This is a genomic window from Plantactinospora soyae, from assembly GCF_014874095.1.
GTDB lineage: Bacteria > Actinomycetota > Actinomycetes > Mycobacteriales > Micromonosporaceae > Plantactinospora > Plantactinospora soyae.
On record NZ_JADBEB010000001.1, the window covers coordinates 4,804,916 to 4,830,579 of the forward strand.

Genomic DNA, 25,664 nt, shown 5'->3' on the forward strand with positions numbered 1-25,664 from the left:
GAGGATGCCCATGGCCGGGCAGAACGCAGACCTGATCCCGCCTGCCAAACCAGTCATCGGAGAAGCCGAGATCGAGGCCGCGGTGCGGGTGCTCCGCAGCGGCATGGTCGTGCAGGGCCCGGAGGTGGCGGCGTTCGAGGAGGAGTTCTCCGAGCTCGTCGCCGGCCGGCACTGTGTCGCGGTCAACTCGGGTACCTCCGCTCTCCAACTGGCTCTGCTGGGGCTGGGTATCGGCCGCGGCGACGAGGTCATCGTGCCGTCGTTCTCCTTCGCGGCCAGCGCGAACGCGGTCCGGCTGGTCGGCGCCGAGCCGGTCTTCGTCGACATCGAGCCCGGTAGCTTCTGCGTGGACCCGGACGCGGTCGCGGCGGCGGTCACCCCGCGCACCGTGGCGATCATGCCGGTGCACCTCTACGGCCACCCGGCCGCGATGGACCGGCTGATGCCGATCGCCGAGCGGCACAACCTGGCCGTCGTCGAGGACGCGGCCCAGGCGCACGGCGCGGCCCTGGGCGGCCAGCCGGTCGGTGCCTTCGGCGCCGCCGGTTGCTTCAGCTTCTACCCGACCAAGAACATGCACGCCCTGGAGGGCGGCATGATCACCACCGGCGACCCGCAGCTCGCCCGGACCCTGCGGCTGCTCCGCAACCAGGGCATGGAGCAGCGGTACGCGAACGAGATCGTCGGCGCGAACATGCGACTCACCGACGTGGCGGCGGCGATCGGCCGGGTGCAGCTCCAGCAGCTCCCCGACTGGACCGAGCAGCGGCGGGCGAACGCCAAGTTCCTCGACTCCCGGATCACCGGCGTGATCACCCCGCCGGTGGCCGACGCGGCACGGCACGTCTACCACCAGTACACCGTGCGGATCACCGAGGACCGGGACGGCGCCCAGCAGCGACTGCTGGAGCAGGGGGTGGGCAACGCGGTCTACTACCCGACCCCGATCCACCGGCTCAAGCCGTACCTGGGCGAGGGCGGGCAGCCCGGCCCCTGGGACCTGCCCGAGACCGAGCGGGCCGCCCGGGAGGTCGTCTCGCTGCCGATCCACCCCGCGCTGACCCCGGACCAGTTGGAGCGGATCGCCAACGCCGCGAACAGCCTGGCGGGTGCCAGGTGAGCGGCCAGGCGCGTACGTTGCGCGCGGGACTGATCGGCCTCGGTGCGATGGGACGCAACCACGCCCGGGTGCTGTCCGGCCTGGACGGCGTCGACCTGGTCGGCGTCGTGGACCCGGCCGGTGACCCCACCGGTGCGCTCCGGGTGCCGGTGCTGCCCACCGTCACCGAACTGCTCGCGCTCAAGCTCGACTACGCCGTGGTGGCCTGCCCGACGGCGCTGCACGAGGAGGTCGGCCTGGAGCTGGCCGCGAACGGCGTCTGCGCGCTGATCGAGAAGCCGCTCGCGCAGTCCCTCGACGCGGCGACCCGACTGGTCGAGGCGTTCGAGGCCGCCGGCCTGGTCGCCGGGGTCGGGCACATCGAGCGGTACAACCCCGCGTTGCAGAGCCTGCGGACCCGGCTGGAGGCGGGCGAGCTGGGCGAGGTGTTCCAGGTCGTCACCCGGCGGCAGGGCCCCTTCCCGCACCGGATCGCCGACGTGGGCGTGGTGATGGACCTGGCCACCCACGACATCGACCTGACCAGTTGGGTCACCGGCCAGGAGTACCGCTCGGTGTCGGCCCGCACCGTCTCCCGCAGCGGCCGGTTGCACGAGGACATGGTCGCGGTCGTCGGCCAGCTCGCCGACGGGACGATGGTCAACCACCTGGTCAACTGGCTCAGCCCGCTCAAGGAGCGGTCCACTGTGATCACCGGTGACCGGGGCTGCTTCGTCGCCGACACGCTCACCGCCGACCTCACCTTCTACGCCAACGGCGCCATCGACACCGAGTGGGAGGCGCTGCGCGCGTTCCGGGGCGTGGCCGAGGGCGACATGGTCCGGTACGCGATCCCGAAGCGTGAGCCGCTGCTGGTCGAGCACGAGCGGTTCCGGGACGCGGTGGAGGGCAAGGAGAGCGACATCGTGACGCTCCGCCAGGGCCTGCGTACGGTCGAGGTTTCCGCCGCCGTACTGCGGTCCGCCTCCGACGGCAGCACGGTCGACGTCGGTCCGGGCAGCTCGGAGCGGTCCGCGCCCGCCCCGCGGTCCGGGGTGGACGACGTCGCCTCGCGGTAGGCGCCGGTGATGGGTAGCCTCCGGTGCCGGGCGGCCGGTTTCGCCCGGTACGGCAACCTGGTCCACAATCGAGAGTCCCGAGCGCAGAGAGCTGGAGGTACATCCGGGTGGCGGCAACTCCTGTGAAAGACGTGGCCATCGTCACGCCCTGGTACCCCACCCGGGATATGCCGTTCCGCGGCGCGTTCGTCCAGGCCATGGTCGGGGCGACCGCACCCGGTTGTGACCGGGTGACCGTCTACCACGGCGACGCGTGGGTGGCGGCACTGTCGGACCGCGACGACGAACTCGTCGGCCGGGCCCACGCGGAACTGCTCGGACTCGCCACGGAGCAGACCCCGACGGTGGGCGGCGCCAACCTGCGATACGTGCCGGTGCCGATCCCGCGTGGTCGCTGGCACGCCGAGATCGCCCACCGGCACGCCGCTACCCTCAAGGCGGCGCTCGGTGGGAAGCCGATCGACGCTCCGGTGGTGCACGCCCACGTCGGACTGCCGGGCGGATGGGCCGCGATCCGCAACGCCCGGCCCGACGCCAGGATCTTCGTCACCGAACACGCCACCTTCCTCGACCAGGTGCTGGACACCCCCGAGGCGCGGCAGATGTACGACGAGGTGCTGCACCAGGCCGACGGGTTCTTCGCCGTCGGTGAGGCGGTCCGCGCGCCCCTGCTGGCGGCGTTCCCGCACCACGCGGACCGGATCACCTTCATCGCGAACCCGATCGACTTCGACGTGTCCCGCCCGGAGCCGGTCACCGACCTGCGTCGCTGGCTGTACGTCGGTGGGCTCATCCCGCGTAAGGGCGTGGACCTGCTGCTGGAGGCCTTCGCCACCTGCCGGGCCGAGGATCCGACCCTGACCCTCACCCTGGTAGGGGCGGGCGAGCTGGCCGGCCGGCTGGCCGAGCGGGCCGCCGAACTCGGGATCGCCGAGGCGGTCACCCAGACCGGGGCGGTCGCGCCGGACGAGGCGCTGCGGCTGATGCGCGAGCACGATCTGCTGGTGCACAACAGCCGGTTCGAGACCTTCGGGGTGACCGTGATCGAGGCCGCCGCCGCCGGCATGCCGGTCCTGGTCACCAGGTGCGGCGGCCCGGAGGAGACGCTGGCCGGCGTCGAGGAGTCCGCGGGGGAGCTGATCGACGTCGCCGACACTCCGGACGTGATCGTCGCCGGGTACCGGCGACTGCGGTCGCGCTTCCCGCAGCAGGTCGACCTGGCGCTGGCGCGCCGCGAACTCGCGGCCCGGTACAGCTATCCCGCGGTCGCGCGGGCGCACCACCGCATCTGGTTCGCCGATACACCGGCGGGCCCGTCCGATCCGGTGTCGGTTCCCGCGCAACGGTCCTGAGGAGCGATCATGCAGGTACTCTTCCTGGCGCTCGGCGCCACCCGCAGGCGGTCCGTGGTCGAGGAGTCCGCCCAGGTGGTCGCCGACGGCGGGCGCGCGGTCGTCCTGGTCGGCGCGACGAAGCCGTGGAGCCGGGAACGGTTCCACCCCGAGGTGGAGATCGTCGACCTCACCAGGCTGGAGACCCAGGGTCCGATTCGGAAGGTCGAGCGGGCGCTGCTGTTCAGCGGCCCCGGGCTGGTGTTCCGGGCGCTCGGCCGGGGTCCGATGAAGACGTTCGCCCGGCGGGCCGGCGGGGCGTACGAGCGCCGGATCGCCTCGCCGGTGCAGCGTGCCCTGACGCCCCGCAAGGGCGAGGATCCCGTCGAACTGCGGCAGCGCCTGATCCGTCGGCAGGTACTGGCCGGCAGGCCGCCGTTCGACCTGTTCGTGGTGAGCGACCCGGCGTCGATGCCACCGGCCGCGCGGCTCTTCGCGCGGACCTCCGGCAGCGACTCGCCCGCGCCGAGGGTCGCCTACCGTTATGACTACGCTGGTTCCGGCGGGCGCGCCCCGCGTCGGCCGGCCGCCTCGGTGCAATCCCCCCTCGCTTCCGCCGCTGCAAAGGAAAGCAGATGAAAGTCAGGCGTGCACCAATGCGCCCGCGCGTCCTGTACCTCTCCTTCTACTTCCCGCCCTCCCGGGCGAGTGGTGTCTACCGGGCCCGGGCCACCGCGAACCACCTCGCTGCCAAGGGCTGGGACGTCACCGCCTGCGCGGCACCGCTGGACTTCCTCTACGGCGTGATCGGATCCGTCGACGAGGAGCTGACCGCCACGATCGACCCGAGGGTCAGCATCGAACGCCCCTCGCTGAACCAGTTCGCCTGGAACAAGGACCTGCGGCAGTACGGCCGGTTCCGGGGCTCGATGCCGTTGCTGGCGCAGAAGCTCTACACCCTCAGCCAGCGCAAGGGCTTCCCCGAGAACTACGCCTCGTGGGGGCTGAACGCGGTCGCCCGGGGGCTCAAGCTGCACTCCCGGAACCGGTTCGACGTGGTGCTGGCCACCGGCAACCCGTTCGCGTCGTTCGGCGCGGCCTGGCTGTTCAGCCGGATCACCGGTGTGCCGTACGTGGTCGACTACCGCGACTCGTGGACGCTGGACCTGTTCACCGACAGCCCGGCCTTCCCCGACGGCCATCCGGCCTGGCAGTGGGAGAAGCGGGTGCTGGGCGGTGCCGCGACCTCGGTTTTCGTCAACGAGGCGCTGCGCGGCTGGCACGCCGAACGCTATCCCAAGGTGGCGGACCGGATGATGGTGGTGCCGAACGGCTGGGACGCCGACCTGCTCACCTCGGCGCCCGGCGAGCGGCTGTCGGACCGTACCCGGCCGTTGAGCTTCGACTACCTCGGCACGATGACCAGCAAGCAGCCGGTGGAGGAGCTGACCGAGGCGTGGACGCGGGCGCGCCGGCATCCGGACCTGGCCGACGCCGAACTGAACATCCACGGTCACCTCGGCTTCTTCCGCAACGCCCACCACGACCTCCGGCAGCGGCTGGGCCTGCCACCGGAGGAGGGGGACGACCCGGACGGCTTCGAGGGGAAGGACCTGGGTATCCGGTACCGGGGCCCGGTGTCGAAGACCGAGGTCGCCCGGGTCTACGAAGAGAGCGACGTGCTGGTGTTCCTCGCCGGCGGCGGGCGGTACGTCACCTCCGGCAAGATCTTCGAGTACATGGCGACCGGCCGGCCGATCGTCTCGGTGCACGCGCCCGGGATCGCCGCCAAGGACGTGCTGGACGGCTATCCACTGTGGTTCAACGCGGACAGCCTCGACGTCGACGCGGTGGCCCACACCATGGTCCAGGCCGGCAAGGCGGCCCGTGACCTCACCCCCGAGCAGCGGGCGGCGGCCCGGCGTCATGCCGACGGCTTCACCCGGGACGGGCTGCTCGCCCCCCTCGAAGAGCGGATGCGGTCGCTGGTCAAGCGACCGCTGTCGGAGCCCGGGTCGGAGATCTGAGCCGTGAGTGCGGAGAAGGAGTCAGTGGTCATGGGCGAGCGCACCGAACCGGTCGGCCCGGCCCCGTGGAACGACCCGGTCGACCCGAGCGGTACCGGGGCGGCGGCATCCGGCAGGTCGTCCGGCACTCCGGTCCGGGTCATGGTGCTGGCCTTCACCCACCGCCTGCCCGAGCGGGTCCGCAACTACGTCCTCAACCTGCTGGCCGAGGGCGTCGAGGTGGACCTGGCGATCCTGGGTACGGACGCCTGGTCCGAGCACGAGCCGGAGCAGTGGGCCGAGGTCAGTCGCCATCCCCGGCTGCGGGTGCACAGCCTCGACGGCGCCGAGCACCGGCACCCGGTACGCCGGGCCGAGCGGCTGCTGGTCTACAAGCTGCCGGGCGGCGCGGTCGCCGGAACCAAGCGCCTGGCCGGCCGCGGTCCTCGGCCGGGTGCCGGCGGTCAGCCGCCGGAGGAGGGCCGGCAGCGGATCTCCGACGCGATCCACAACCGGGTGTTCATGCCCTTCTGGCGGCTGGGTCGGCCTCGCCTGCTGGCCCGGATGTTCCACAAGCGGCTCGCCACGGTGGACTTCACCGGGGTGGACCGGGTGGTGGCGGCGGACGTCTACGCGGTGACGCTCGGCTGGCAGCTCGCCCGTCGGCACCCGCATCTGGTCGCGACGATGCAGCTCGACCTGAACCTGCACGAGAGTCACCGCCCGGCCGGCTGAGCGACGCGAAGTGCTGGATCCACCGGCGACCAGGCCCCGCCCGGTCGCCGGTTGGACCCCGCCGTCACAGGTCGTCGACGTGGGTCAGCCCGACGATGATCGACAACAGCACGGACTGCACCCCGACCACGATGAGTCCGACACCCAGGATCGGCAGTCGCATGGTCTCGACCGCCTGGAGTTCGTCGAACCCGGCCGCGCCCCAGCTCCAGAGGGCGTACCCGAAACAGCCGAGCCCGGCGAGGACCACCAGCGCGCCGATGCTGACGCCCCGGCGTACCGCGAAGTTGCCGATCCGCATCTCCATCCGGTTGTCGGCGGGTAACAGCCCGGACTGTGTCGCATGGGCGTGGACCACGACGGCGAGGGCGACCGCCTGTACTCCGATGCTCACCCCGGTGGCCGCCGCGAGCATCGTGTGCAGGTCGAACGCCAGCCCGCCGACGCGCTGCGGACCGGCGAGCAGCCAGGCCAGCACCAGGATGCCGCCGATGAGCAGCGCGAGACCCGGGTACAGCAGCATCCAGCGGGGGCTGAGCGCGAGCAGGAACCGCAGGTGCCGCCAGCCGTCCCGCCAGGTACGCAGGTGCGGTGCCCGGGTCCGGCCGTCCGGGGCGAGGGTGGTGGGGACCTCGTCGATGGTCAGTTGGGCCAGGGCGGCCCGGGCGACCATTTCGCTGGCGAACTCCATGCCGGAGGTCCGCAGCGACAGGTCGAGGATGCGGTCCCGACGGAATCCGCGCATCCCGCAGTGGAAGTCGCCGATCGGCACCCGGAAGAACGTCCGACCGAGGAACGACAGCACCGGGTTGCCCAGGAAGCGGTGCAGGGCGGGCATGGCCCCGCGCTGGATGCCGCCCTTGAACCGGTTGCCCATCACCAGGTCCGCGCCGGTGCGCAGCCGGTCCAGGAAGGGGCCGAGGTCGTGCAGCGCGTAGCTGTCGTCGGCATCCGCCATGATCACGTACTGCCCGCGCGCGGCGGTGATGCCGGTTCGCAGCGCGGCGCCGTAACCGCGTCGCTCGCAGTGGATGAGGCGGGCGCCCTCGGCGATCGCGATCTCCTGGGACCCGTCGGTCGACCCGTTGTCGGAGACGATGACCTCGCCCCGGACGCCGAGCTCGGACATGCAGGTCAACGCCTTGCGAATGCAGACGGCAAGGGTCTCCGCCTCGTTGAGGCAGGGCATGACCACGGACAGTTCGACCTCGCCGACCTCGTCGTGCTCGGCGCCGGCCTGTTCGGGTACGTGGATGACCTGGTCAATCGTCATCGGATAATCCGCCACTCGTGATGATTGATCGCCGCGCGGTCAACTCCCGCAGCGTTCTCGGCTGAAACTCGGACTCGGTATTTCGGAGGGGATCCGCTGTCGACCAAGGAGTCTTGCCTCCTGCGGACATAACCGGGTGGGGTGAAGGTCCCAACGCGGCGACAGGCTACACCAACAGTTGGTCACGCTGGGTACCTCGGCCAGCCCGGCCACCCGCCGGCAACCGCGCCGGCCTGCGGCTTCAGCGGCAATTGTCGGTTACCTCTATCTCGGTCGGATCGGCCGGCTTAGGGCCGTCATCGGTTTGCGTGACCACTTTCACCGCACGCCAATCGCCTTCTGGCGATCTTCGAACGGCCTGATCATGATCATCTTTGTTCGACCCAAAGCCGTTTACGTTGCACGGTTCTTTGGATTCCAACCGTTTGGACAGGAACGGATTCCGTTCAGTCAGGAGGCTGCTCGGCCGGTCCCGTACTCGTAAGGAATGTCCGCTAGGCTGGCCCGCGATTTCCAACGGGAGGACATAACGGTGACGACTGCGCCGGAGATTGCCCAGGTCGAACCAACCCGGGAGGCGCCACCACGGGTCGGCTTCGCCGCCCGGGCCCGAGCGGCGATGCCGACCGGGGCATCGCTGTGGGCGACGCTGACCTGGGCGGTGGGCTTCCCACTGGCCGTGCTCCTGGTAAAGCTGCTGGACGGCAATCCTCTCACCGGGCGAGGGTCGGTGGGACCGGTCGCCATCGGCATCATCGGCGGGGTCGTCCTGCTCGTGCTGGTGGTACGCAGGTACTCCGACGCCATCCTCGGCCTGGCGGCCGGGGGATACGCCGCCTGGTGCGGCCTGACCCTGGTCGCCTCCTACCACGGGACACCGTTCGGCGACTCCGGCCTGCGCGGCGACTCCGCCCGACTGGCCACAATGGCCACCCGGTTCAGCACCACCTGGCAGCCGGTGGACGGGATCGTGCCGTCGGTGCCGGCCGAGTACCCACCGCTCTTCCCGTGGTTGCTCGGGCGGCTCTCGACGATCATCGACCGCCCGGCGTGGTCCCTGATCGGGTACGGCGAGGCCGCCCTGATCTCGGCGGCGGTACTGTTCGCCTTCCTGCTCTGGCGGGGCATCGTTCCGACCCCGGTCGCCCTGGCGCTGGCGGTACTGCCGCCCTGGGTGTTCGCCCAGCCCCGGAAGTCGTACGAGATCATCACCATCGCCGTCTTCGTGCCCTGGGTACTCCGGACCTTCACCAACCGGTCCCGCTCCGAGGGCGGGCTGCACTGGCTCAGCGCCGGAATCATCGGCGGACTGCTGGTCCAGACGTACCAGGGATATCTGCTCTTCGGCGTGCTCGGCATCCTGGCCATCATGGCCTTCACCTGGCACGGCGCTGCCGACCGGATGGCGTACCTGCGGCACGTGATCGGTGCCGGGCTGACCGCGTTCGTCGTGGCGTCCTGGTACCTGGTGCCGTATCTCTACGGCACCCTCGTCCTCGGTGGTAGCCGGGTCAACGACTACTTCATCTCGCCGGCCATCGTCGAGGATCCACTCGGCGTCTGGTTCCTGACCGGGCCCTTCGTCAACCCGCTCTACATGATCGAGCTCGTCGGCCTGCTCGGACTGGTCTGGTACTGGAAGACCCGGTGGTGGGCCCGCCCGATGCTGCTGCTGGTGGCGGGTGTCTACGTGTACCGGTGGGCGCTCGTGCTGATCTTCGTCAGCAACGGGCACACCCTCTACCTGCACTACACCACCCGGCTGATCGGCCTGGTGTTCGCCTCGGCAGGCATCCTGACCGTCATCGCGGCGGTGCCGGCGCTGGCCCGCCGGGTGACCACCCGATCCCTGCGCGGTGTCGGGGTGCTCAGCACGGCGGCGCTGCTGGTGGTCGCCGCGATGGCCGGGCTGGGCACCTGGATGCCCTGGCCCCGGGGGATCAACGACGTCAGCCGGCCGGTCGACAGCTACTCGCCGAACCTGGCCACGTACACCCACGCGGAGCCGCTGCCGAACGGGAAGCGGGCCAAGTACGCGCCGAAGGGTGTCACCGTCGCCTGGTTCCCGGCCGAGCCGATCCGCGAGGTCGTCGAGGGGACGCTCGGCGAAGGGGCCCGGCCCTCCACGCTCGCGTACGACGAGCGGATGTTCGCCTACTACCCGTGGAAGGGCTACGTCGCCGTGGAGCGGCTGGCCTCCAACACCTTCTCGCACTGGGACGAGCGGCACGCCGAACTCGTCCGGATCGCGGGAATCAAGGACCCGGCCGAGTTCGCCCGCGCCTCGGCGGACACCGAGTACGGCGGCATCGACGTCTTCGTCCTGCGCCGCCGTGGAGCGGGTTGGATGTGGGGCGACGTGGTTTTCGACGCCGCGCAGTTCAGCCCGACCTACTGGCGGGTGGCCGACGACCTGCCCAGCAACACCGCGGTGGCGGTACGCCTGCCCGGCTGACCGGACGCCCTCGGCAACGGGGCGGGCGGTGTCGGATCCGACACCGCCCGCCCCGGTTCAGTCCCGCTTGCGGGGGGCCGGCAGAAGTTGGCCGAACTGCTGCCGGGCCCAGCGGCGCAGCGCGGGCCGCTTGCCGGCGGCCGGCGCGGTCGCCGCGGGGATCGGTGTGGCGAGATCCTTCCGGGGCGTCCGGACCCGGGGCGGGCCGCCCGGCTTCTGCACCCGGAACGAGAACTGTCCGCAGAACTGCAACTTGCGCAGGTTGACCAGGGCGGCCCGGCGGCGGGTCGTGACGCCCCACTCGTCGATCTCCGTGTTCAGCGGTGAGCGCTTGAACCAGCTGCTGTGTTCGGGCCGCCGGCCGAACCACTGGCGATGCACCAGCGCGATCCCGTCGATACCGGGCCGCACCTCGGTGAGCGTCATGCCGGCGTCGGAGACGAGCACCTTGAAGCCGTAGATCGTGTAGTTCCACAGGCTCCAGGCGTGGTACGGCTCGAGCTGGGAGGTGCTGCCGATGAACAACCCGCCGGGCTGGAGCACCCGGGCTATCTCGCGCAGCAACGGCTCCGGATGGCGTACGTGCTCGAACACCTGGTTCGAATAGATCAGCGGTATCGAGTTGTCGGCGAACGGCAGGTTCACGCCGTCGTAGAAGAGCACCTGCTCGCCCACGATGCCCTTGGCGTATCCGGACTGCAGGATGTCGACCCCGACCCACCGGACATCGGATCGCCACTTGCGGGCCAACAGCGCGGACGAGCCGTCGCCACACCCGAGGTCGACGACGAGCGGCGGCGAGTCCGGCCCGGTCAGCTCCTCTTCCAGGTAGTACTGCGAGTGCACCTGGCGGGAATGGTCATCGGGAATTTGCTCGGCCATCAATTGCCACAGCGTTGCCACGACACCGTCCTAGCGATATCCGTCTATTTCCGGGTCCCCGACGGCTGACTGTCCGCTCAGATTTCCGGGGCGGGGAGCCCTGCGATCAACGAAGAGTAGCCGCTACGACGGTGACGTGGTGAGTCCCACAGGAGGACAAGATTCACGACGTGCCGGCCGGGTCGGGTCGACCCGGCCGGAGGAAGCGTCGGTCGGGCGGGCTCAGGACGGCAGTCGCTCCTGGAGAACCTGCACCACCCGTACGGCGGCCTGACCGTCGCCGTACGGCGTGGTCCGCTCGGCGGCCGGCGCCGGGCGGGTGGCCGTTGCCGACCAGCCGTCGGGGCCCAACCGGCCCGGCTCGGGAACCAGCCGGTTCCAGTCGTCGACGAGCGTCTCCGGCCACTCCGTCTCGGGACGGAGCGTGGTGCAGGGCCGGCCGAGCAGGTAGGCCTCCTTCTGCAGCCCGCCGGAGTCGGTGACCACTCCGACGGAGCCCAGCACCGCGGCGACCATGGCCGCGTACGGCAGCGGACGCCCGGCGTGCAGCGATCCCTGGTTCAGCTTGATGCCGTACTCCTCGGCCCGGGCGAGCAGCCGGGGATGGGCGAGCAGCGCCACCGGCAGGCTCAGTCCGGCCAGCGCCTCGACGAGCCCGGCCAACCGCTCCGGGTCGTCGGTGTTCTCCGCCCGGTGCAGCGTGGCGAGCAGGTACGGCGCGTCGGCGTCGATCCCCTCGGGCAGTACCGGGGTGGGGTGCTGGCCGGCGAGTACGCCGTCCCGGATCCGCAGGCAGACGTCCACCATCACGTCGCCGACCAGCACGGCGCGGCCGGACAGTCCCTCGGCGGCGAGGTGCCGGATGGCCTCCTCGGTCGGCGCGAGCAGCAGGTCGGCGGCGTGGTCGGTGAGGATCCGGTTGTGCTCCTCGGGCATCCGCCGGTTGAAGGAGCGCAGGCCGGCCTCCAGATGGGCAACCGGGAGGTGCAGTTTGACCGCCGAGACCGCACCGGCGAGCGTCGAGTTGGTGTCGCCGTAGACCAGCACCCAGTCCGGCCGCTCGGCGGTGAAGACGGAGTCCAGGGCGGCGAGGATGTTGCCGGTCTGCACGCCGTGGCTGCCGGAGCCGACGCCGAGGTGCACGGCGGGGTCGGGTATTCCGAGGCCGGAGAAGAACACGTCGGAGAGGTCGGCGTCGTAGTGCTGTCCGGTATGCACGATTACGTGTTCGTGCTCGCTGTTCGCGAACGCTGCGGCGATCGGTGCGAGTTTGACCAGTTGGGGACGGGCCCCGACGACACTGACTACCTTCACTGCGGTCTTCTCCTGGCGTGTGGGATAAGGGGGTTTCGCCAGGTCACGAGCGTCGATGGTGCCCGTCGCCCGCACCGGACCGATGTTGTCCGCGGCCCCCTGGCGCCAACACGATACGTCACCCGGCCGCCGGAACACGCTCCTCGACGGTCCGGAACGCCCCCTGGCCACCCGCAACGGTACCCGGCCCCTCGGCATGTCGCCCGGCGGTGCGCGGCGGCTCAGCCGTCGGCGTCCGGGCGGTGGGAACCGTCCGGGGAAGCGGCCCGGCCGTTCCGGCCCGACTGCGGAAACGGCCACATCCGGGGCATCCGCCGGACGGCGTGCACCGGCCGGCGGATCCCCTCCGCCACCACGGCACCGATCTGGAAACTGAGCGACGACTCCAGGGCGGCGACCCGGGCCCGCGACCGGGCGAGTTCGTCCTGAAGCGTCGGCAGCCGGGCGTCCCGGTCGGCCAGTTCCCGTTCCAGTTCGACCACCCGGCGGCGCAGCGGCCGCGAGACCAGGTCGAGGAAGACGTACTCGTTGGCCATCCGGAGCAGGGTGGGCAGCGCCTCGGCGGCCGGGACGTCCGGTTCGTCCCGGGCCCGGCCGCCCGGACCGACCAGGTACGACGGCACGGTCGCCAGCCGCTCCACCCGCTCGACGACGATCGCGCACTGCGCCCCGGGTACCGGAACGCGCTCCACCGGCGCCGCCGCCAGGATCTGGCAGCGGCCGTCCACCAGCGGCCCCAGCAGCCGGTGGTAGGGAAGCTCTCCGATCCGCCAGCCGAGCACCGCGATCAGCCGGGCGCCCGGACGCAGTTCCCGCAGCAGCGGTGCCAGCGCGTCGGGTTCGGCGTGTGCCGGCGCGGTGGGGCCGGGCGCGCAGAGCAGCAGCGTGCCCGCGCCGGGGCCGGACCTCGTCGCCTCGTCGAGCCCGGATCTGCTGTACCGCACCGATTCGGGCAGGCGCAGCGCCTCGCGCAGGTCGATCCGCTCGTCCGTCAGGTCGACGACGTGGTCCACCCCGTCGAGGTGGGCGTGCAGCAGTTCGTGGATCCGCATGACCGTGTCTCGTCCCTTCGTCGGGGGATGACCGCCGAGGTGGCCGCTCAGGCGGTACGGGTGAAGACGTAGAAGCCGATCGGACTGCCCCGGAACCCGTACGGCCGCCAGGCGTCGAACCGCAGGCCGCACTCCGCCAGCAGCGGCAGGTAGCGATCGCGGCCCCGGACCAACTGGTAGTTGCCGTACACCCGGTCGCCGTCGGCGCCCCAGTCGGAGACGACCAGGCGGCCGCCCAGCCGGACCAGCGAGGCCAGGTTCCGCAGTGACCGTTCCCATTCGTGGTGGTCGAGGACGTGGAAGACCACGTCGATCGCGAGCACCACGTCGTAGAGCCACGGGCTGCGCCAGCCGGCGAGCGTCGAGGAGAAGTAGCGGGGGCCGCCACCCTGGGCCCGGCAGTCCGCCAGCGCGGTCGGGCTCGGGTCGATGCCGTCGACCAGGTGCCCGAACCGGGCCAGGGCCCGGCTGAACCAGCCCTTGCCACAGCCGGCGTCCAACAGGAACAGCGGCGCGACCGGGCTGGAGTGCTGCCCGACGACGTCGAGCAGGATGCCGAGCCGCAGGGTGTAGAACATCTGGTTGGTGGCTTCGTCGTACGTCACGTCGCCGCCGGACCGCAGGGCACCCTCCCGCTGGTGCCGGGTGTCCCAGTAGGCGACGGCCTCCTCGGTGGTGAGCATTTCACCCACGATCACCACCCTCCTTCCAGAAATGGGAGGATAGGGCCGGTGTGGTAGAAAACCGGCGTAACTGAACAGGTGACGTTACCAGGGATCGCCGAGATGTCCGTTCGGAGCGCCGTTGCCGTACACTCGCCGGGGCCTTCGGCGGAAGGCGGTCCCGGCCGTTTCCGGCGGCACCGACCCGCCACCTCGGTCCGGGGCGACAACGCCGTCCAGCGACTCGCGGGCCAGCCCGACGACCAGGACGAGGAGAATTCGGTGAGGGTCTCCGCCACCCGAGACGTGGCCATCATCACGCCCTGGTACCCGACCAGACAGGTGCCGTTCGGCGGCGCGTTCGTCCGGGCGATGGTCGAGGCGACCGCGACGGTGCGGGACCGGGCCACGGTCTTCCACTGCGACGGGTGGGGCGCCCCGGTGTCACGGCGCGGGGACCGGGCGATCGTCCAGGCGCACCAGGCGCTGCTGACCCGGGGTGTCCGGAAGACCACCACCGTCACCGGAGCCGACCTGGTCTATCTGCCGGTACCGGTGCACTCCGGTCTCTCGTACGCCGAGGCCGCCCGGCGGCACTCGGCGGCGCTCGGGGTCGTGCTCGGCGGGCGACCGATCGACGCTCCGGTCGTACACGGGCACGTCGGGTTGCGCGGCGGCTGGACGGCACTGGAGAACGCCCGTCCGGACGCCCGGGTCTTCGTGACCGAACACGCGACCTTCCTGCCCGCCGTACTCCGGCAGCCCGACTCCCGGGCGATGTACGACGAGGTGATCCGCCGCGCCGCCGGGTTCTTCGCGGTCGGCGAGGCGGTGCGTTCGGTCCTGGTCGAGGCGTTTCCGCAGCACGCCGAGCGGATCGGGTTCATACCCAACCCGGTGGACTTCGGCGTTGCCCGGCAACGGCCGGTCACCGCGCTGCGCCGCTGGCTGTACGTCGGGTCGCTGAACGAGCGCAAGGGCGTGGCCCTGCTGCTGGAGGCGTTCGCCCGGTGCCGGGCCGACGATCCCGGCCTGACCCTGACGTTCGTCGGTGACGGGCCGCTGCGCGCCAGCCTGACGGCCCGGGCCGCCGCGCTGGGGATCGCCGACGCGGTCACCTTCGCCGGCTTCGTCCTGCCGACCGCGGCGCTGGAACTCATGCACCAGCACGACCTGCTGGTCCACCCGAGCCGCCTGGAGACCTTCGGGATGACGGTGGTGGAGGCGATCGCCGCCGGGATGCCGGTGCTGGTCACCCGCTGCGGAGGGCCGGAGGAGACGCTGGCCGGGATCGAGGACGCCGCGGGCGGGCTGATCGCCGTGGACGACGACCCGGACACCATCGTCGCCGGATACCGGCGGATCCGCGATCGGTTCCCGGAGCAGGTGGACCTGCGGCACGCCCGGGAAGTTCTGGCGGACCGGTACGGCTACCCGTCCGTCGCGCGGGCGCACCGCCGGGCGTGGTTCCCCGATCCGGCGGGGTCCGGTCCGGTCCCGGTCGCGCCGGAAGCCGCCCTCAACTCGATGGAGTGACCGTGCAGGTGTTGTTCTTCGCCCTCGGCGCCCGGCGGATGCGTGCGGTCGCCGACGAGTCCGCCCAGGTCGTCGCCGACGGTGGGCAGGCGGTCGTCCTGATCGACCACGCGAAGCTGTGGCGCAACGTCACCTTCGACCCGGCGGTCCAGGTGGTCGAGCTGTCGGGGATCGAGGCCGACCAGCTGCCGATGAGGATCGGCCACGGCCTGCTCTACGACGTCCCCCGGGGACTGTTCCGGGCGGCGGGTCGGGGGCCGTTGCGGCAGCGGGCCCGGCGTGCCGAGAAGGCGTACGAGTTCCGGCTCGCGGACCGGGTACACCGCAGGGTGCTCGCGCCGTCGTACCGGCTGGTCTGGGGTGGGGTGTCGCAGTCCCTGGTGCACCGGCACGTCCTGGACGGTGCGTCCTTCGACCTCGTCGTCGTGACGGACTCGCCGTCGATGCCGTACGCGGCCCGGCTGCTGGAGCGGTACGGCCCCGACGGATGGAATCCGCAGGTCGCCTTCGGGCTGGACTACGCGGCCGTGGATCCGGACGGGCCGGCCGGGTCGGTCGACTCCGGGCACCGGGAGTGAACGCCCGGAAACCGCCGAACTGCTCCGGACCCCTCGAAGCAGGCGATAGCGGGATGAAGCGCGGCAACTCGGCCGGGACGGTGGGCGGCGGGTTGCCGTACACTCGCCCAGGTCCGCTGGGAGAAGCCCCTGTGGGAGAGGCAGAGACACTCATCATGGACGTGAACGGGGCTGCCGGGGCGCGGCGGTCGGTGGTGCGGCGGCGGGCCACGGAGGCCACCGCGCGATGAGCGAACCGGACGTCAGCGTGGTGGTGGCGGTCTACAACACCATGCCCTACCTCACCAAGTGTCTGAACTCGCTGCTGCGGCAGACCATCGGCCGGGACCGGATCGAGGTCATCGCGGTCGACGACGGGTCCACCGACGGCAGCGGGCGGGAGCTGGACCGCTTCGCCCGGCTCCATCCGGACACCGTCAAGGTGATCCACCAGGCCAACTCCGGCGGACCGGCCGTACCGAGCAACCGGGCGCTGGACCAGGCCACCGGGCGGTACGTCTTCTTCATCGGCGCCGACGACTACCTCGGCTCCGAGGCCCTGGAACGCCTGGTGAAGGCGGCCGACGAGTACGGCTCCGACGTGGTGCTCGGCAAGGCCGTCGGGGTGAACAGCCGCAACATCCACCAGGCGGTCTTCGCCCGCAACGAGGTCGAGATCGGCCTCTTCGACTCGGCGCTGCCCTGGTCGCTGTCGAACACCAAACTCTTCCGGCGTGAGCTGGTCGAGCGCCACCACCTGCGCTACCCGGAGGACATGCCGGTCGGCAGCGACCAGCCGTTCACCCTGGAGGCGTGCTTCCGGGCGAAGCGGATCTCGGTGCTGGCGGACTACGACTTCTACCACGCGGTACGTCGACTCAACGCGCACAACATCACCTACCGCTCCCGACACGTCGAGCGGCTTCGCTGTGCTGAGTCGATCATGAATTTCGTGGCCCAATTGATCGAGCCGGGCGAGCAGCGGGACGCCGTACTCCTGAGGCATTTCACCTGGGAGGTCGCCCGGCTGGTGGAGGACGACTTCCTCCGGCTCGACCGGGGCGCCCAGGAGCAGGTCGCGGCCGGGATCCGGGTGCTGGCCGACGAGTACCTCACCGACCGGATCCGGACCCAGTTGGAGATCGAGCCACGGCTGCGGATCTCCACCGCCCAGCGCGGCACCCTCGACGACCTGCTCGCGGTCATCGCCCAGGACGCCGAACACGGTGTGCCGCCGACGATCGTGGACGGGGTCCGCTGGTACGCCGGCTATCCCGGCTTCCGGGACGCCCGGCTGGACCTGCCGGACAGCTGGTTCGACGTCTCCGACACCGCCGCGGACTGGCTCGCCAGGCTGGAGGCGATCGCCGTCACCTGGGAGACCTGCCCCGACGGCGAGCGGGCCCTGACCGTCACCGCCCGGACCCCGCGTCGGGACCTGGCGTCGCTGACCTCCGGCCCGATCGGGCTCACCGCCGGCGACGTCACCGGTACCACGCTGGAGACCAGCCGGGACAGCGGCGGCAGCACCGTACGTGCCCAGTTCCGGGTGAACCTGCTGCTCGCCGGTGCCGCCGCCGGCGGTGCGCTGCTCTCGGTCCGGTCCCAGCTGACCGCGTTCGGCGGGGTCGGCACCGCGGCGGTGCGGGCACCGACCCGTCCGACCGTGTCACGATTGATGTTCCGCCGGGGGATGCGATTCTTCGTGATCACCCCGACAACGAGTCACCGAGGCCAGCTCGTGATCGCCATCGCACCTGTCACGCCTCGTCGGGTCATGGCCCGACTGCGGCGCAGGCTGCCCCAGGGAGGAAAGTAGTAGGCATGAAAATCTGCGTCGTCGCTCTCGGAAAGATCGGCCTGCCGCTCGCCGTGCAGTTCGCCGACAAGGGGCACTCGGTGGTGGGTGCCGACGTGTCCGAGCGGGTCGTGAAGCTGGTCAACGACGGTGCCGTGCCGTTCCCGGGCGAGGCCGACCTGGACGTCAAGCTCAAGGAGGCGGTGGCGGCGGGCCGGCTCTCCGCCACCACCGACACCACGGCGGCGGTCGCCGAGTCCGAGGCCGTGGTCGTGGTGGTGCCGCTGTTCGTGGACGCCGACGGGGTGCCGGACTTCGGCTGGATGGACGACGCGACCCGGGCGATCGCGGCCGGGCTGAAGCCGGGCACGCTGGTCAGCTACGAGACCACGCTGCCGGTGGGCACCACCCGGAACCGCTGGGCGCCGATGCTGGAGGAGGGTTCCGGCCTGAAGCTGGGCCGCGACTTCACCCTGGTGTTCAGCCCGGAGCGGGTGCTGACCGGCCGGGTCTTCGCCGACCTGCGCCGCTACCCGAAGCTGGTCGGCGGGGTGGACGAGGCCTCGGCCCGGCGTGGCGTGGAGTTCTACGAGGCCGTGCTGGACTTCGACGACCGCCCCGACCTGAACCGCCCCAACGGCGTGTGGGACCTGGGCTCGGCCGAGGCGTCGGAGTTGGCGAAGCTGGCCGAGACGACGTACCGCGATGTCAACATCGGCCTGGCGAACCAGTTCGCCCGGTTCGCCGACACCGTCGGGGTGGACGTCATCAAGGTGATCGAGGCGTGCAACACCCAGCCGTACAGCCACATCCACTCGCCGGGTATCGCGGTTGGTGGCCACTGCATCCCGATCTACCCCCGGATGTACCTCTGGAACGACCCGTCGGCCACCGTCGTACGGTCGGCCCGGGAGGCCAACGCGGCGATGCCGGAGTACGCCGTCGACCTGCTCGCCGCGGCGGTCGGTGACCTGACCGGAGTCGACGTGCTGGTGCTGGGCGCGGCGTACCGGGGTGGGGTCAAGGAGACCGCGTTCTCCGGCGTCTTCCCGACCGTCGAGGCGCTGCGTCGCCGGGGCGCCCGGCCGTACGTCTCGGACCCGATGTACACCAACGACGAGCTGACCGCGCTCGGTCTGCCCGCGTACGCCGGTGAGTCGGTGACCGCCGCGGTGATCCAGGCCGACCACGCCGAGTACCGGACCCTGGGCTCCGCCGACCTGCCCGAGGTCAAGGTGCTGGTCGATGGCCGTCGGGTGACCGACCCGGCCCGGTGGTCCACGGTCCGCCGGGTGGTGATCGGCGGCTGAACCCGCCGTACGACGACCGCGAGCCCTGGCCGATTCCGATTCGGCCAGGGCTCGTGTCGTCTACGGGTGCCGGACGCCTTCCCGGCCGACGATCAGGTCAGTGCGTCTCGGCGTCGGCCAGGGCCGGCGGGCGCTCCGGGTCCCGCGAGACCACCTCGCCACGGGCGTTGACCCAGCCCCTCGGCCGGGCCGGGTTGCCGACCACCAACTGGTACGGGGCGACGTCCCGGGTGACCACCGAACCCGCGGCGATCATGGCGTACGCGCCGATCTCGACACCGCAGACGATGGTCGCGTTCGCGCCGATCGACGCACCCTTGCGGATCAGCGTCGGAGTGATCTCCCAGTCGGCATTCTGTGCGCGCGGCCGCAGGTCGTTGGTGAACACCGCGCACGGGCCGACGAAGACCTCGTCCTCGATCGTCACGCCCTGGTAGACGGAGACGTTGTTCTGGATCTTCACCAGGTCGCCGACCACGACGTTCGCGTCCACGTAGACGTTCCGCCCGATGACGCAGTCGGCGCCCAGCCGGGCGGAGGAGCGGACGTGGGCGAGATGCCAGATCTTGGTACCGGCACCGATCTGGGCACCCTGGTCGACCTCGGCCGAGGGGTGTACGAAGACCGTGGCGGGCAGGGAAGAAGTCTCGTTCATCGCTCGATTCACCGGCTCGGAGGAGGATCTCCGGGCTCGCGGAGATGCGTCCCGGAGCTGGTCGAGGCCCGTCATCGGCGAAGCCTCGCGGTCGTGCCGAAGCATAGCCGGCGGATCGGGCGCTCCCGGCGCTCGGGGCGGTACGGAGCGGCCGGAAAGCGGCACGTCGTCACGCGGGGCGTACCCCCGTTAGCCCACCCAGCGTGACGACGTCCTCTCCCGTCGGGTCCGGTGCCGCGCCCCCGGCCGGTCCGGTCCCGACTGCTCTACCGGGTGAGTCCCGTCGAATCACGAACGAACGGGCCACGGTCGGGTTGACCGGTGGAACCACCGGCGGCGGGACGGTGCCGGTCCGATCCGCCGGAGCGGCGCCGGTGGACGCCGTACCGGGCCGGCACGTTGGCACGGCCCATTGTGGACGAACCTGCCGGGTGGGGTCGCCCATTTTCGGTGGCTCGCTCCGGTCGGAGGCGGATCCTGGTCGGGTCTTTCGCCACCGCATCCCCGTTCGGGCCCCGGTGTGACCCTCGGAAGTCCGGCGACGCTGGCCAGGCGGGACGGACCAGCGGTGGCACCCACTTGTGCTGGCGAAAATGCCTCGGCTACCGTCGGCTGCGCCGCCCGGGCCAAGATCGGACGGCGTTGACGAGGCGAGGCGAGGACGACCCATGCGGCTGGCGAATCTGGCGGGACGACTGGTGGTGCTGACCGACGACGGGTCCGCCGTCGATGTGGCGACGGCGAGCGGAGGACGGTTCGGGCCGGATCCGCAGGACGCCTACGACCGCTGGGCGGAGTTCGTCGACTGGGCGGCCGGCCTGGACCGGTCGAGCGGTGCGGTTCCGGTGTCGGAGGCGGAACTGGGACCGGTGGTACCCCGGCCCCGGCAGATCTTCGCCATCGGGCTGAACTACCGGGACCACGCCGCCGAGTCCGGGCTTCAACTGCCGGCCCAGCCGATGGTCTTCACGAAGTTCGCGTCCTGCCTGAGCGGACCGTTCGGGGACATCCCGCTTTCCGGCGACCGGGTGGACTGGGAGGTCGAGCTGGTCGTGGTGATCGGCCGTACCGCCCGCGGGGTGGCCCCGGCACAGGCCTGGGACCACGTGGCCGGCCTCGCGGTCGGCCAGGACCTCTCCGACCGGGCGGTGCAGATGCTCGGCACGCCACCGCAGTTCAGCCTCGGCAAGTCGTTCCCCGGCTTCGGACCGGTGGGCCCGTGGCTCAGCACCCTCGACGAGGTTCCGGATCGGGAGGACCTGACCCTGGAGTGTGCCGTCAACGGCGAGACCGTGCAGTCCGGCAGCACCCGGGAGATGGTCTTCGGGATCCCGGAGCTGATCAGCTACCTGTCCGGGGTGTGCCCGCTGCTGCCCGGGGACCTGATCTTCACCGGCACCCCGGCCGGGGTCGGGATGGGCCGGAAACCCGCCCGCTACCTCGCGGTCGGCGACGTCCTGGAGACCCGGATCAGCGGACTCGGCGCGATGCGGCACCACATCGTCGCGCCGTCCTGACCCGACGCTCCGGCCGCCCTTGCCGGGCCGGAACCGATCCGGCCGCCGTGGCTGCGGCTGATCCGGAACGGTTTCCGGCTCAGCCGGGTGGCTGGATCGGCGTACTCGGCTGGTAGATCCGGTGGTTGCCGATCTCGGTCACCGTCGCGGTGGCACCCCGGCGCCGCAGCAGGGCCTGGAACGCGGCCTCCGCCGGCCCGCCGACGGCGAAGACGAAGGCCGGCCGGGCCGCCGCACGCACCCGTTCCGGGTACGGCCGGTAGCGGTTCTGCCCCGGCCGCAGGTTGTCGCCGAGCACCGCGCAGCTGACCCGTTCCCGGGCGTTGAAGACGAGCCGGTTGCAGGTCCAGTACTCGCCGTACACCCGGTCGAGGCCCGCTCGGCGCAGCGTCGTCGCCAGCTCCCGGAACTGCCGCTCCTCGGCGCGGATGGTCGGGATCTCGCCGATCAGCTGCGCGGTGGCGCCGAGCAGGAAGGCGACCAGCAGGGCGAGCGCCGTCGCGGCGAACACTCCGGCGACCCGGGCCAGGGGTTTCGCGCTCACCCGAGCGGCCCAGCGGGCGACCAGCCAGAGCGGCCAGAGCACCGCCGGAAGCGAGATCTGCAGGATCGACAGGTAGCGGGCGCTGGCCAGCGGCGCGGTCGCGGCGAGAGCACTGCGGGCGTACGCGGCCAGGGTCAGCGCGGCGGCGACGAGCAGGGCGAGTTGGGTGACGTACCGGATCCGGCCGGTTCCCGGCGACCGGCCGGACCCGTCGTCGGTCCGCTCGGCCCGGTGCCGCAGCCCGAAAACCGCCAGGACCAGCGCGACCAGCAGCAGCGCCAGGTACAGCCAGCCCCACCACATCTGCCACGGCTGGCAGCGTTCCGGCGGGCAGAGCCCGGTCGCCAGTGGTACGCCGAGCAGCACCGCGCCGTGCAGCCGGTCCACCGCCGAGGTCACCACCGCGTCGCCCTCGCTGACCTGCATCAGCACCGAGACCGAGTCCTGGCCGGGCGGTGCGGTCAGGTTGTCGACGATCAGCGGCGCGACGCCGAGCAGGAAGCCACCGACCAGCACGAGTCCGGCCCGGCCGAACAGTTCCCGCCAGCAGCCGAACAGCAGCACCCCGAACGCGGTGACCAGGTACGGCAGCACCAGCCAGTCGTCCCAGACGCAGAGCCCGGAGATCACACCGAAGAGCCCGAACGCCGGCCAGCGGTGCCGGAGCCGCCGCTGGCCGAGGGCGAGGGCGATCAGCAGCAGGCCGACGACGGCGGGTTTGATCTCCGGACGACCGCCGACCGCGGTGATCTGGTCCCGGACCACCCGTTCCGAGCCGAGCGCCAGCAGACCGACGGTGAACGTGGCCAGCCAGGGGGAGTAGAGGTGACGGGTGAGCCGGTAGGTCAGGTAGACGAAGGCCGCGTACAGGAACAGCAGCGGCAGCCGCAGCAGGCTCCAGCTCGGGCCGAACAGGACGAACAGCGGGGCGGCGAGATAGCTCTCCACGGTGCCCATGTAGTGCTGCCCGTACAGGAAGACCGGCAGTTCGCGGCCCTGTGCGATGTGCAGCGCGGCCAATCCGAAGGTGGCCTCGTCGCTGTTCGATCCCGGCACCGTGAGCAGGATCAGCGCCAGCCGGTAGCCGGCCCCGAGCAGGCCGAGGCCGAGCGCCACCAGTGCTGGCCGGTCGAGCGATCGGACCAGCCGACCGCCGCGCGGCATCGCCACCGACACGACCAACGCCCCCGTCGTCGTCCCGTTTCGAAGTCTTCCACAGCGGCAGCGCACGGGCGGCCGGATCGGGACAGGCCGGAGTGGCCGTCCGGTGCGGGAGTTGATCTCGTTCAGCGACGGTCCGACTCCATCCGGTCGACCTGTCGATCCGGTCGGCGCCGACTAGTCGATCTGTCGTGGCCCGGCCCGGAGGTCTGTGGCAGGGTGTCAAGGTGTCGCTGATACCCGCCGGTCCGCCGCCCCTGCCTCGGTTGCACCGGGCGGCCCGGATCGAGGACGCGGTGCACCAGTTCATCGAGCGTCGGCTGGGGCAGGGCGGGTGGGACGTCACGATCGTCCCGTACGCCGGCTACGGCGGGCCGGGCTGGGTCCGGGTACTCGGCCGGGTGCTGCTGACCCGGCTTCGTCGCCGTCCCCGCCGCGGACCCGAGAAGCTGCGCGGTTGGCGTACCTTCGCGACCCTGCCGGTGCAGCACGCACCGGTGGTGATCGAGGCGGGTGGCAGCCGGCACGAGGCTCGGGCCGACCGTAGCGGGTTCATCGACCTCGTCCTGGACACCGAACTGGCGCCGGGCTGGCAGAGCGTACGGCTGAGCAGTCCCGGTGCCGAACCGGTCGACGCGCCGGTCCGGATCGTCGACCCCGACCTGCGGATCGGTGTCGTGTCGGACATCGACGACACGGTGATGGTCACCGCGCTGCCCCGTCCGCTGCTCGCCGCCTGGAACACGTTCGTGCTGGACGAGCACGCCCGGATGGCGGTACCGGGAATGGCGGTGCTGTACGAACGCCTGGTCAACGCGCACCCCGGCGCGCCGGTGCTCTATCTGTCCACCGGTGCCTGGAACGTCGCGCCGACCCTGACCCGGTTCCTGTCCCGCCATCTGTATCCGGCCGGCCCGCTGCTGCTGACCAACTGGGGCCCGACGGCCGACCGCTGGTTCCGCAGCGGGCGGGAGCACAAGCGGGCCACCCTGGAGCGACTGGTCCGGGAGTTCCCCGAGATCCGGTGGCTGCTGATCGGCGACGACGGGCAGCACGACCAGGAGATCTACGCCGAGTTCGCCGCGGACCATCCGGACAACGTGGCCGGGGTGCTGATCCGCCGGCTCTCCCCGACCCAGGCGGTGCTGGCCGGTGGTTTCCCGGCCCCGGTCGAGAACAGCGACGAAGGTACCCCCACCGCCGGCCTGCTCGGCGAGCGGTGGTTGTGCGCCCCCGACGGCGCCGGACTGTGGCGGCTGCTCCGGGAGGCCAACCTGGTCTGAGCCGGCCCGCCGGTCAGGACCGTTCGTCGTCCGTGCGGCGACGTTCGCGGCGGCCTCTCGCGATCTCGGTGCCGAGGGCGTCCAGGCGTTGGGTCCAGAAGCCCCGGTACCGGTCCAGCCACCGGTCGATCTCGCGCAGCGGGGTCGGGTCCACCGCGTAGAGCCGCCGGGTACCCACCGCCCGTACGGTGGTGAAGCCGTTCTCCCGGAGTACCCGCAGGTGCTGCGAGACGCCCGGTTGCGAGATTCCGAACTCCTCCTGCACCACCGCGCTCACCTCGCCCGCCGGGCGTTCGCCGTCGGCGAGCAGTTCCAGGATCCGCCGCCGGACCGGGTCGCCGAGAACGTCGAACGCGTGCACGTACGCCATCCTTTCAGCGTCCACTTATATAAGTAAAGTCTAACCTGGCTCCGGCGCCGCCGGAGATCACGGCCGCCGAGCCGCCCGGGCCGGGCCGGGGTCGGCCCGGACGACCCTACCGGCCAGGGTCCGGGGTGGATCACCACCGGTACGCCGGCTGCCGGTCGGTGGTGGTAGACAGGTCCGATGCGGCTCCGCCTGATCCAGATCGACGCCTTCGCCGACCGGGTGTTCCAGGGCAACCCGGCGGCGGTGATGCCCCTGCCGTCCTGGCTGCCCGACCCCGTCCTGCAGGACATCGCCGCGGAGAACAACCTGTCGGAGACCGCGTTCTACGTCGCCGAGCTGCCGCCGGAGGCAGACCCGCCGCCGGACGTCCCCGCGTACCACCTGCGCTGGTTCACCCCGGCGGTCGAGGTCGACCTCTGCGGGCACGCGACCCTCGCCACCGCCGGGCACCTCTTCGAGGACGTCCACCCCGACGCCGGGCGGATCCTCTTCTGGACCCGTAGCGGCTGGCTGCCGGTCAGCCGCACCGACCGGGACGGTGAACTCGAACTCGACTTTCCGGCCGGGAAGCTGCGGCCGGTTCCGGAGTCCGACGAGGTCTCCGCCGCCGCCGTGGCCGCGCTCGGCCTCGACCCGGAGGTACGGCTCCAGGAGACCGACCTGGTGTACGTCCTTCCGGACGCCGGCGCCGTCCGGGCCGTGCTGCCGGACTTCACCGCGCTGGGCCGGCTGCCGGTGCGGGGCGTCGTGGTCACCGCGCCCGGCGACACCGACGGCGTCGACTTCGTCTCCCGCTGGTTCGGTGCCGGCGCGGGCACCTTCGAGGACCCGGTCACCGGTTCCGCGCACAGCCAGATCGCACCGTACTGGGCGGAGCGGCTCGGCCGGACCCGGCTGACCGCCCGGCAACTCTCGGCGCGTGGCGGCACGGTGGGCTGCGAGGTCGACGGCGACCGGGTACGCCTGCGCGGCACCTGGCGCCGCTACCTCGACGGCACCGCCATCATCCCGGAGATCACCGGCTAGCCCCGATCGGGCTGCCGGC

General features: G+C 71.5%; 22 protein-coding genes. 14 read left to right on the top strand and 8 right to left on the bottom strand.

The annotated features are described in order from the left end of the window. Window positions 1-10 precede the first annotated feature (10 nt). From H4W31_RS21380 to H4W31_RS21405, 6 genes are all read left to right on the top strand, one after another. The gene (locus H4W31_RS21380) at window positions 11-1,120 is read left to right on the top strand and encodes a DegT/DnrJ/EryC1/StrS family aminotransferase (protein ID WP_192768273.1); all 1,110 of its coding nucleotides are present in this window, start codon (window positions 11-13) and stop codon (window positions 1,118-1,120) included. Next, window positions 1,117-2,178, top strand: a complete 1,062-nt coding sequence (locus H4W31_RS21385) for a Gfo/Idh/MocA family protein (RefSeq protein WP_192768274.1) — start codon at window positions 1,117-1,119, stop codon at window positions 2,176-2,178. The genes H4W31_RS21380 and H4W31_RS21385 overlap by 4 nt, the downstream gene beginning before the upstream one ends. A gap of 107 nt (window positions 2,179-2,285) precedes the next feature. Next, a complete protein-coding gene (locus H4W31_RS21390) occupies window positions 2,286-3,530 on the top strand; it encodes a glycosyltransferase family 4 protein (RefSeq protein WP_318783321.1) in 1,245 nt (414 codons plus the stop codon). A 9-nt stretch (window positions 3,531-3,539) separates the two neighbouring features. Continuing rightward, window positions 3,540-4,148 carry a hypothetical protein gene (locus H4W31_RS21395; protein WP_225945625.1) on the top strand — a complete coding sequence of 203 codons (609 nt, stop codon included), beginning with the start codon at window positions 3,540-3,542 and terminating at the stop codon, window positions 4,146-4,148. A gap of 17 nt (window positions 4,149-4,165) precedes the next feature. After that, window positions 4,166-5,536, top strand: a complete 1,371-nt coding sequence (locus tag H4W31_RS21400) for a glycosyltransferase (protein ID WP_225945626.1) — start codon at window positions 4,166-4,168, stop codon at window positions 5,534-5,536. A 30-nt stretch (window positions 5,537-5,566) separates the two neighbouring features. Then, a complete protein-coding gene (locus tag H4W31_RS21405) occupies window positions 5,567-6,250 on the top strand; it encodes a hypothetical protein (protein WP_192768276.1) in 684 nt (227 codons plus the stop codon). 64 nt (window positions 6,251-6,314) lie between these two features. Here H4W31_RS21405 and H4W31_RS21410 read toward each other — a convergent pair whose 3' ends face one another. Further along, complete coding sequence (locus H4W31_RS21410) at window positions 6,315-7,523, bottom strand: glycosyltransferase family 2 protein (protein WP_192768277.1); 1,209 nt, start codon at window positions 7,521-7,523, stop codon at window positions 6,315-6,317. Window positions 7,524-8,055: 532 nt separating this feature from the next. On the opposite strand from H4W31_RS21410, the gene H4W31_RS21415 reads away from it, so the two are divergent. After that, the gene (locus H4W31_RS21415) at window positions 8,056-9,978 is read left to right on the top strand and encodes an arabinofuranosyltransferase (RefSeq protein WP_192768278.1); all 1,923 of its coding nucleotides are present in this window, start codon (window positions 8,056-8,058) and stop codon (window positions 9,976-9,978) included. A 57-nt stretch (window positions 9,979-10,035) separates the two neighbouring features. Here H4W31_RS21415 and H4W31_RS21420 read toward each other — a convergent pair whose 3' ends face one another. The 4 genes from H4W31_RS21420 to H4W31_RS21435 form a co-directional block, all read right to left on the bottom strand. Beyond that, a complete protein-coding gene (locus H4W31_RS21420; protein WP_192768279.1) occupies window positions 10,036-10,881 on the bottom strand; it encodes a class I SAM-dependent methyltransferase in 846 nt (281 codons plus the stop codon). Between the two features lie 201 nt (window positions 10,882-11,082). After that, window positions 11,083-12,174, bottom strand: coding sequence for a non-hydrolyzing UDP-N-acetylglucosamine 2-epimerase (gene wecB, locus H4W31_RS21425; protein WP_192768280.1), 1,092 nt, complete (start codon window positions 12,172-12,174; stop codon window positions 11,083-11,085). Window positions 12,175-12,395: 221 nt separating this feature from the next. After that, window positions 12,396-13,226, bottom strand: a complete 831-nt coding sequence (locus H4W31_RS21430; RefSeq protein WP_192768281.1) for a hypothetical protein — start codon at window positions 13,224-13,226, stop codon at window positions 12,396-12,398. 47 nt (window positions 13,227-13,273) lie between these two features. Continuing rightward, window positions 13,274-13,924, bottom strand: coding sequence for a class I SAM-dependent methyltransferase (locus tag H4W31_RS21435; protein WP_192768282.1), 651 nt, complete (start codon window positions 13,922-13,924; stop codon window positions 13,274-13,276). 246 nt (window positions 13,925-14,170) lie between these two features. On the opposite strand from H4W31_RS21435, the gene H4W31_RS21440 reads away from it, so the two are divergent. The 4 genes from H4W31_RS21440 (at window position 14,171) to H4W31_RS21455 (ending at window position 19,089) form a co-directional block, all read left to right on the top strand. Beyond that, entirely contained in the window at window positions 14,171-15,424 is a 1,254-nt protein-coding gene (locus H4W31_RS21440; RefSeq protein WP_318783322.1) for a glycosyltransferase family 4 protein, read from the top strand. After that, window positions 15,421-16,002, top strand: coding sequence for a hypothetical protein (locus tag H4W31_RS21445; RefSeq protein ID WP_192768283.1), 582 nt, complete (start codon window positions 15,421-15,423; stop codon window positions 16,000-16,002). The genes H4W31_RS21440 and H4W31_RS21445 overlap by 4 nt, the downstream gene beginning before the upstream one ends. A gap of 226 nt (window positions 16,003-16,228) precedes the next feature. After that, window positions 16,229-17,800 carry a glycosyltransferase family 2 protein gene (locus H4W31_RS21450; RefSeq protein WP_192768284.1) on the top strand — a complete coding sequence of 524 codons (1,572 nt, stop codon included), beginning with the start codon at window positions 16,229-16,231 and terminating at the stop codon, window positions 17,798-17,800. A gap of 5 nt (window positions 17,801-17,805) precedes the next feature. After that, window positions 17,806-19,089, top strand: a complete 1,284-nt coding sequence (locus H4W31_RS21455) for a nucleotide sugar dehydrogenase (RefSeq protein ID WP_192768285.1) — start codon at window positions 17,806-17,808, stop codon at window positions 19,087-19,089. Window positions 19,090-19,186: 97 nt separating this feature from the next. Here H4W31_RS21455 and H4W31_RS21460 read toward each other — a convergent pair whose 3' ends face one another. Further along, window positions 19,187-19,744, bottom strand: a complete 558-nt coding sequence (locus H4W31_RS21460; protein WP_192768286.1) for an acyltransferase — start codon at window positions 19,742-19,744, stop codon at window positions 19,187-19,189. Between the two features lie 668 nt (window positions 19,745-20,412). On the opposite strand from H4W31_RS21460, the gene H4W31_RS21465 reads away from it, so the two are divergent. Next, window positions 20,413-21,261 (top strand): fumarylacetoacetate hydrolase family protein, encoded by an 849-nt coding sequence (locus tag H4W31_RS21465; protein ID WP_192768287.1) that lies wholly within the window; start codon window positions 20,413-20,415, stop codon window positions 21,259-21,261. Window positions 21,262-21,340: 79 nt separating this feature from the next. On the opposite strand, the gene H4W31_RS21470 is transcribed toward H4W31_RS21465, so the two are convergent. Then, window positions 21,341-22,981 carry a hypothetical protein gene (locus H4W31_RS21470; RefSeq protein ID WP_318783323.1) on the bottom strand — a complete coding sequence of 547 codons (1,641 nt, stop codon included), beginning with the start codon at window positions 22,979-22,981 and terminating at the stop codon, window positions 21,341-21,343. 212 nt (window positions 22,982-23,193) lie between these two features. Here H4W31_RS21470 and H4W31_RS21475 point away from each other — a divergent pair, with 212 nt between their 5' ends. Further along, on the top strand, window positions 23,194-24,249 hold the full coding sequence (locus H4W31_RS21475) for an App1 family protein (protein WP_192768288.1): 1,056 nt from the start codon (window positions 23,194-23,196) through the stop codon (window positions 24,247-24,249). A 13-nt stretch (window positions 24,250-24,262) separates the two neighbouring features. On the opposite strand, the gene H4W31_RS21480 is transcribed toward H4W31_RS21475, so the two are convergent. Further along, complete coding sequence (locus H4W31_RS21480) at window positions 24,263-24,610, bottom strand: ArsR/SmtB family transcription factor (RefSeq protein ID WP_192772284.1); 348 nt, start codon at window positions 24,608-24,610, stop codon at window positions 24,263-24,265. 186 nt (window positions 24,611-24,796) lie between these two features. Between H4W31_RS21480 and H4W31_RS21485 the strand changes: the two genes are divergently transcribed. Next, window positions 24,797-25,645 (top strand): PhzF family phenazine biosynthesis protein, encoded by an 849-nt coding sequence (locus H4W31_RS21485; RefSeq protein ID WP_192768289.1) that lies wholly within the window; start codon window positions 24,797-24,799, stop codon window positions 25,643-25,645. The last annotated feature ends 19 nt before the right edge of the window (window positions 25,646-25,664 follow it).

Coding starts and splice junctions, on each gene's coding strand:
- H4W31_RS21400 (WP_225945626.1), top strand. CDS start 4,166: ATGCGCCCGCGCGTCCTGTACCTCTCCTTCTACTTCCCGCCCTCCCGG.
- H4W31_RS21405 (WP_192768276.1), top strand. CDS start 5,567: ATGGGCGAGCGCACCGAACCGGTCGGCCCGGCCCCGTGGAACGACCCG.
- H4W31_RS21380 (WP_192768273.1), top strand. CDS start 11: ATGGCCGGGCAGAACGCAGACCTGATCCCGCCTGCCAAACCAGTCATC.
- H4W31_RS21410 (WP_192768277.1), bottom strand. CDS start 7,523: ATGACGATTGACCAGGTCATCCACGTACCCGAACAGGCCGGCGCCGAG.
- H4W31_RS21460 (WP_192768286.1), bottom strand. CDS start 19,744: ATGAACGAGACTTCTTCCCTGCCCGCCACGGTCTTCGTACACCCCTCG.
- H4W31_RS21450 (WP_192768284.1), top strand. CDS start 16,229: ATGAGCGAACCGGACGTCAGCGTGGTGGTGGCGGTCTACAACACCATG.
- H4W31_RS21395 (WP_225945625.1), top strand. CDS start 3,540: ATGCAGGTACTCTTCCTGGCGCTCGGCGCCACCCGCAGGCGGTCCGTG.
- H4W31_RS21465 (WP_192768287.1), top strand. CDS start 20,413: ATGCGGCTGGCGAATCTGGCGGGACGACTGGTGGTGCTGACCGACGAC.
- H4W31_RS21485 (WP_192768289.1), top strand. CDS start 24,797: ATGCGGCTCCGCCTGATCCAGATCGACGCCTTCGCCGACCGGGTGTTC.
- H4W31_RS21430 (WP_192768281.1), bottom strand. CDS start 13,226: ATGCGGATCCACGAACTGCTGCACGCCCACCTCGACGGGGTGGACCAC.
- H4W31_RS21455 (WP_192768285.1), top strand. CDS start 17,806: ATGAAAATCTGCGTCGTCGCTCTCGGAAAGATCGGCCTGCCGCTCGCC.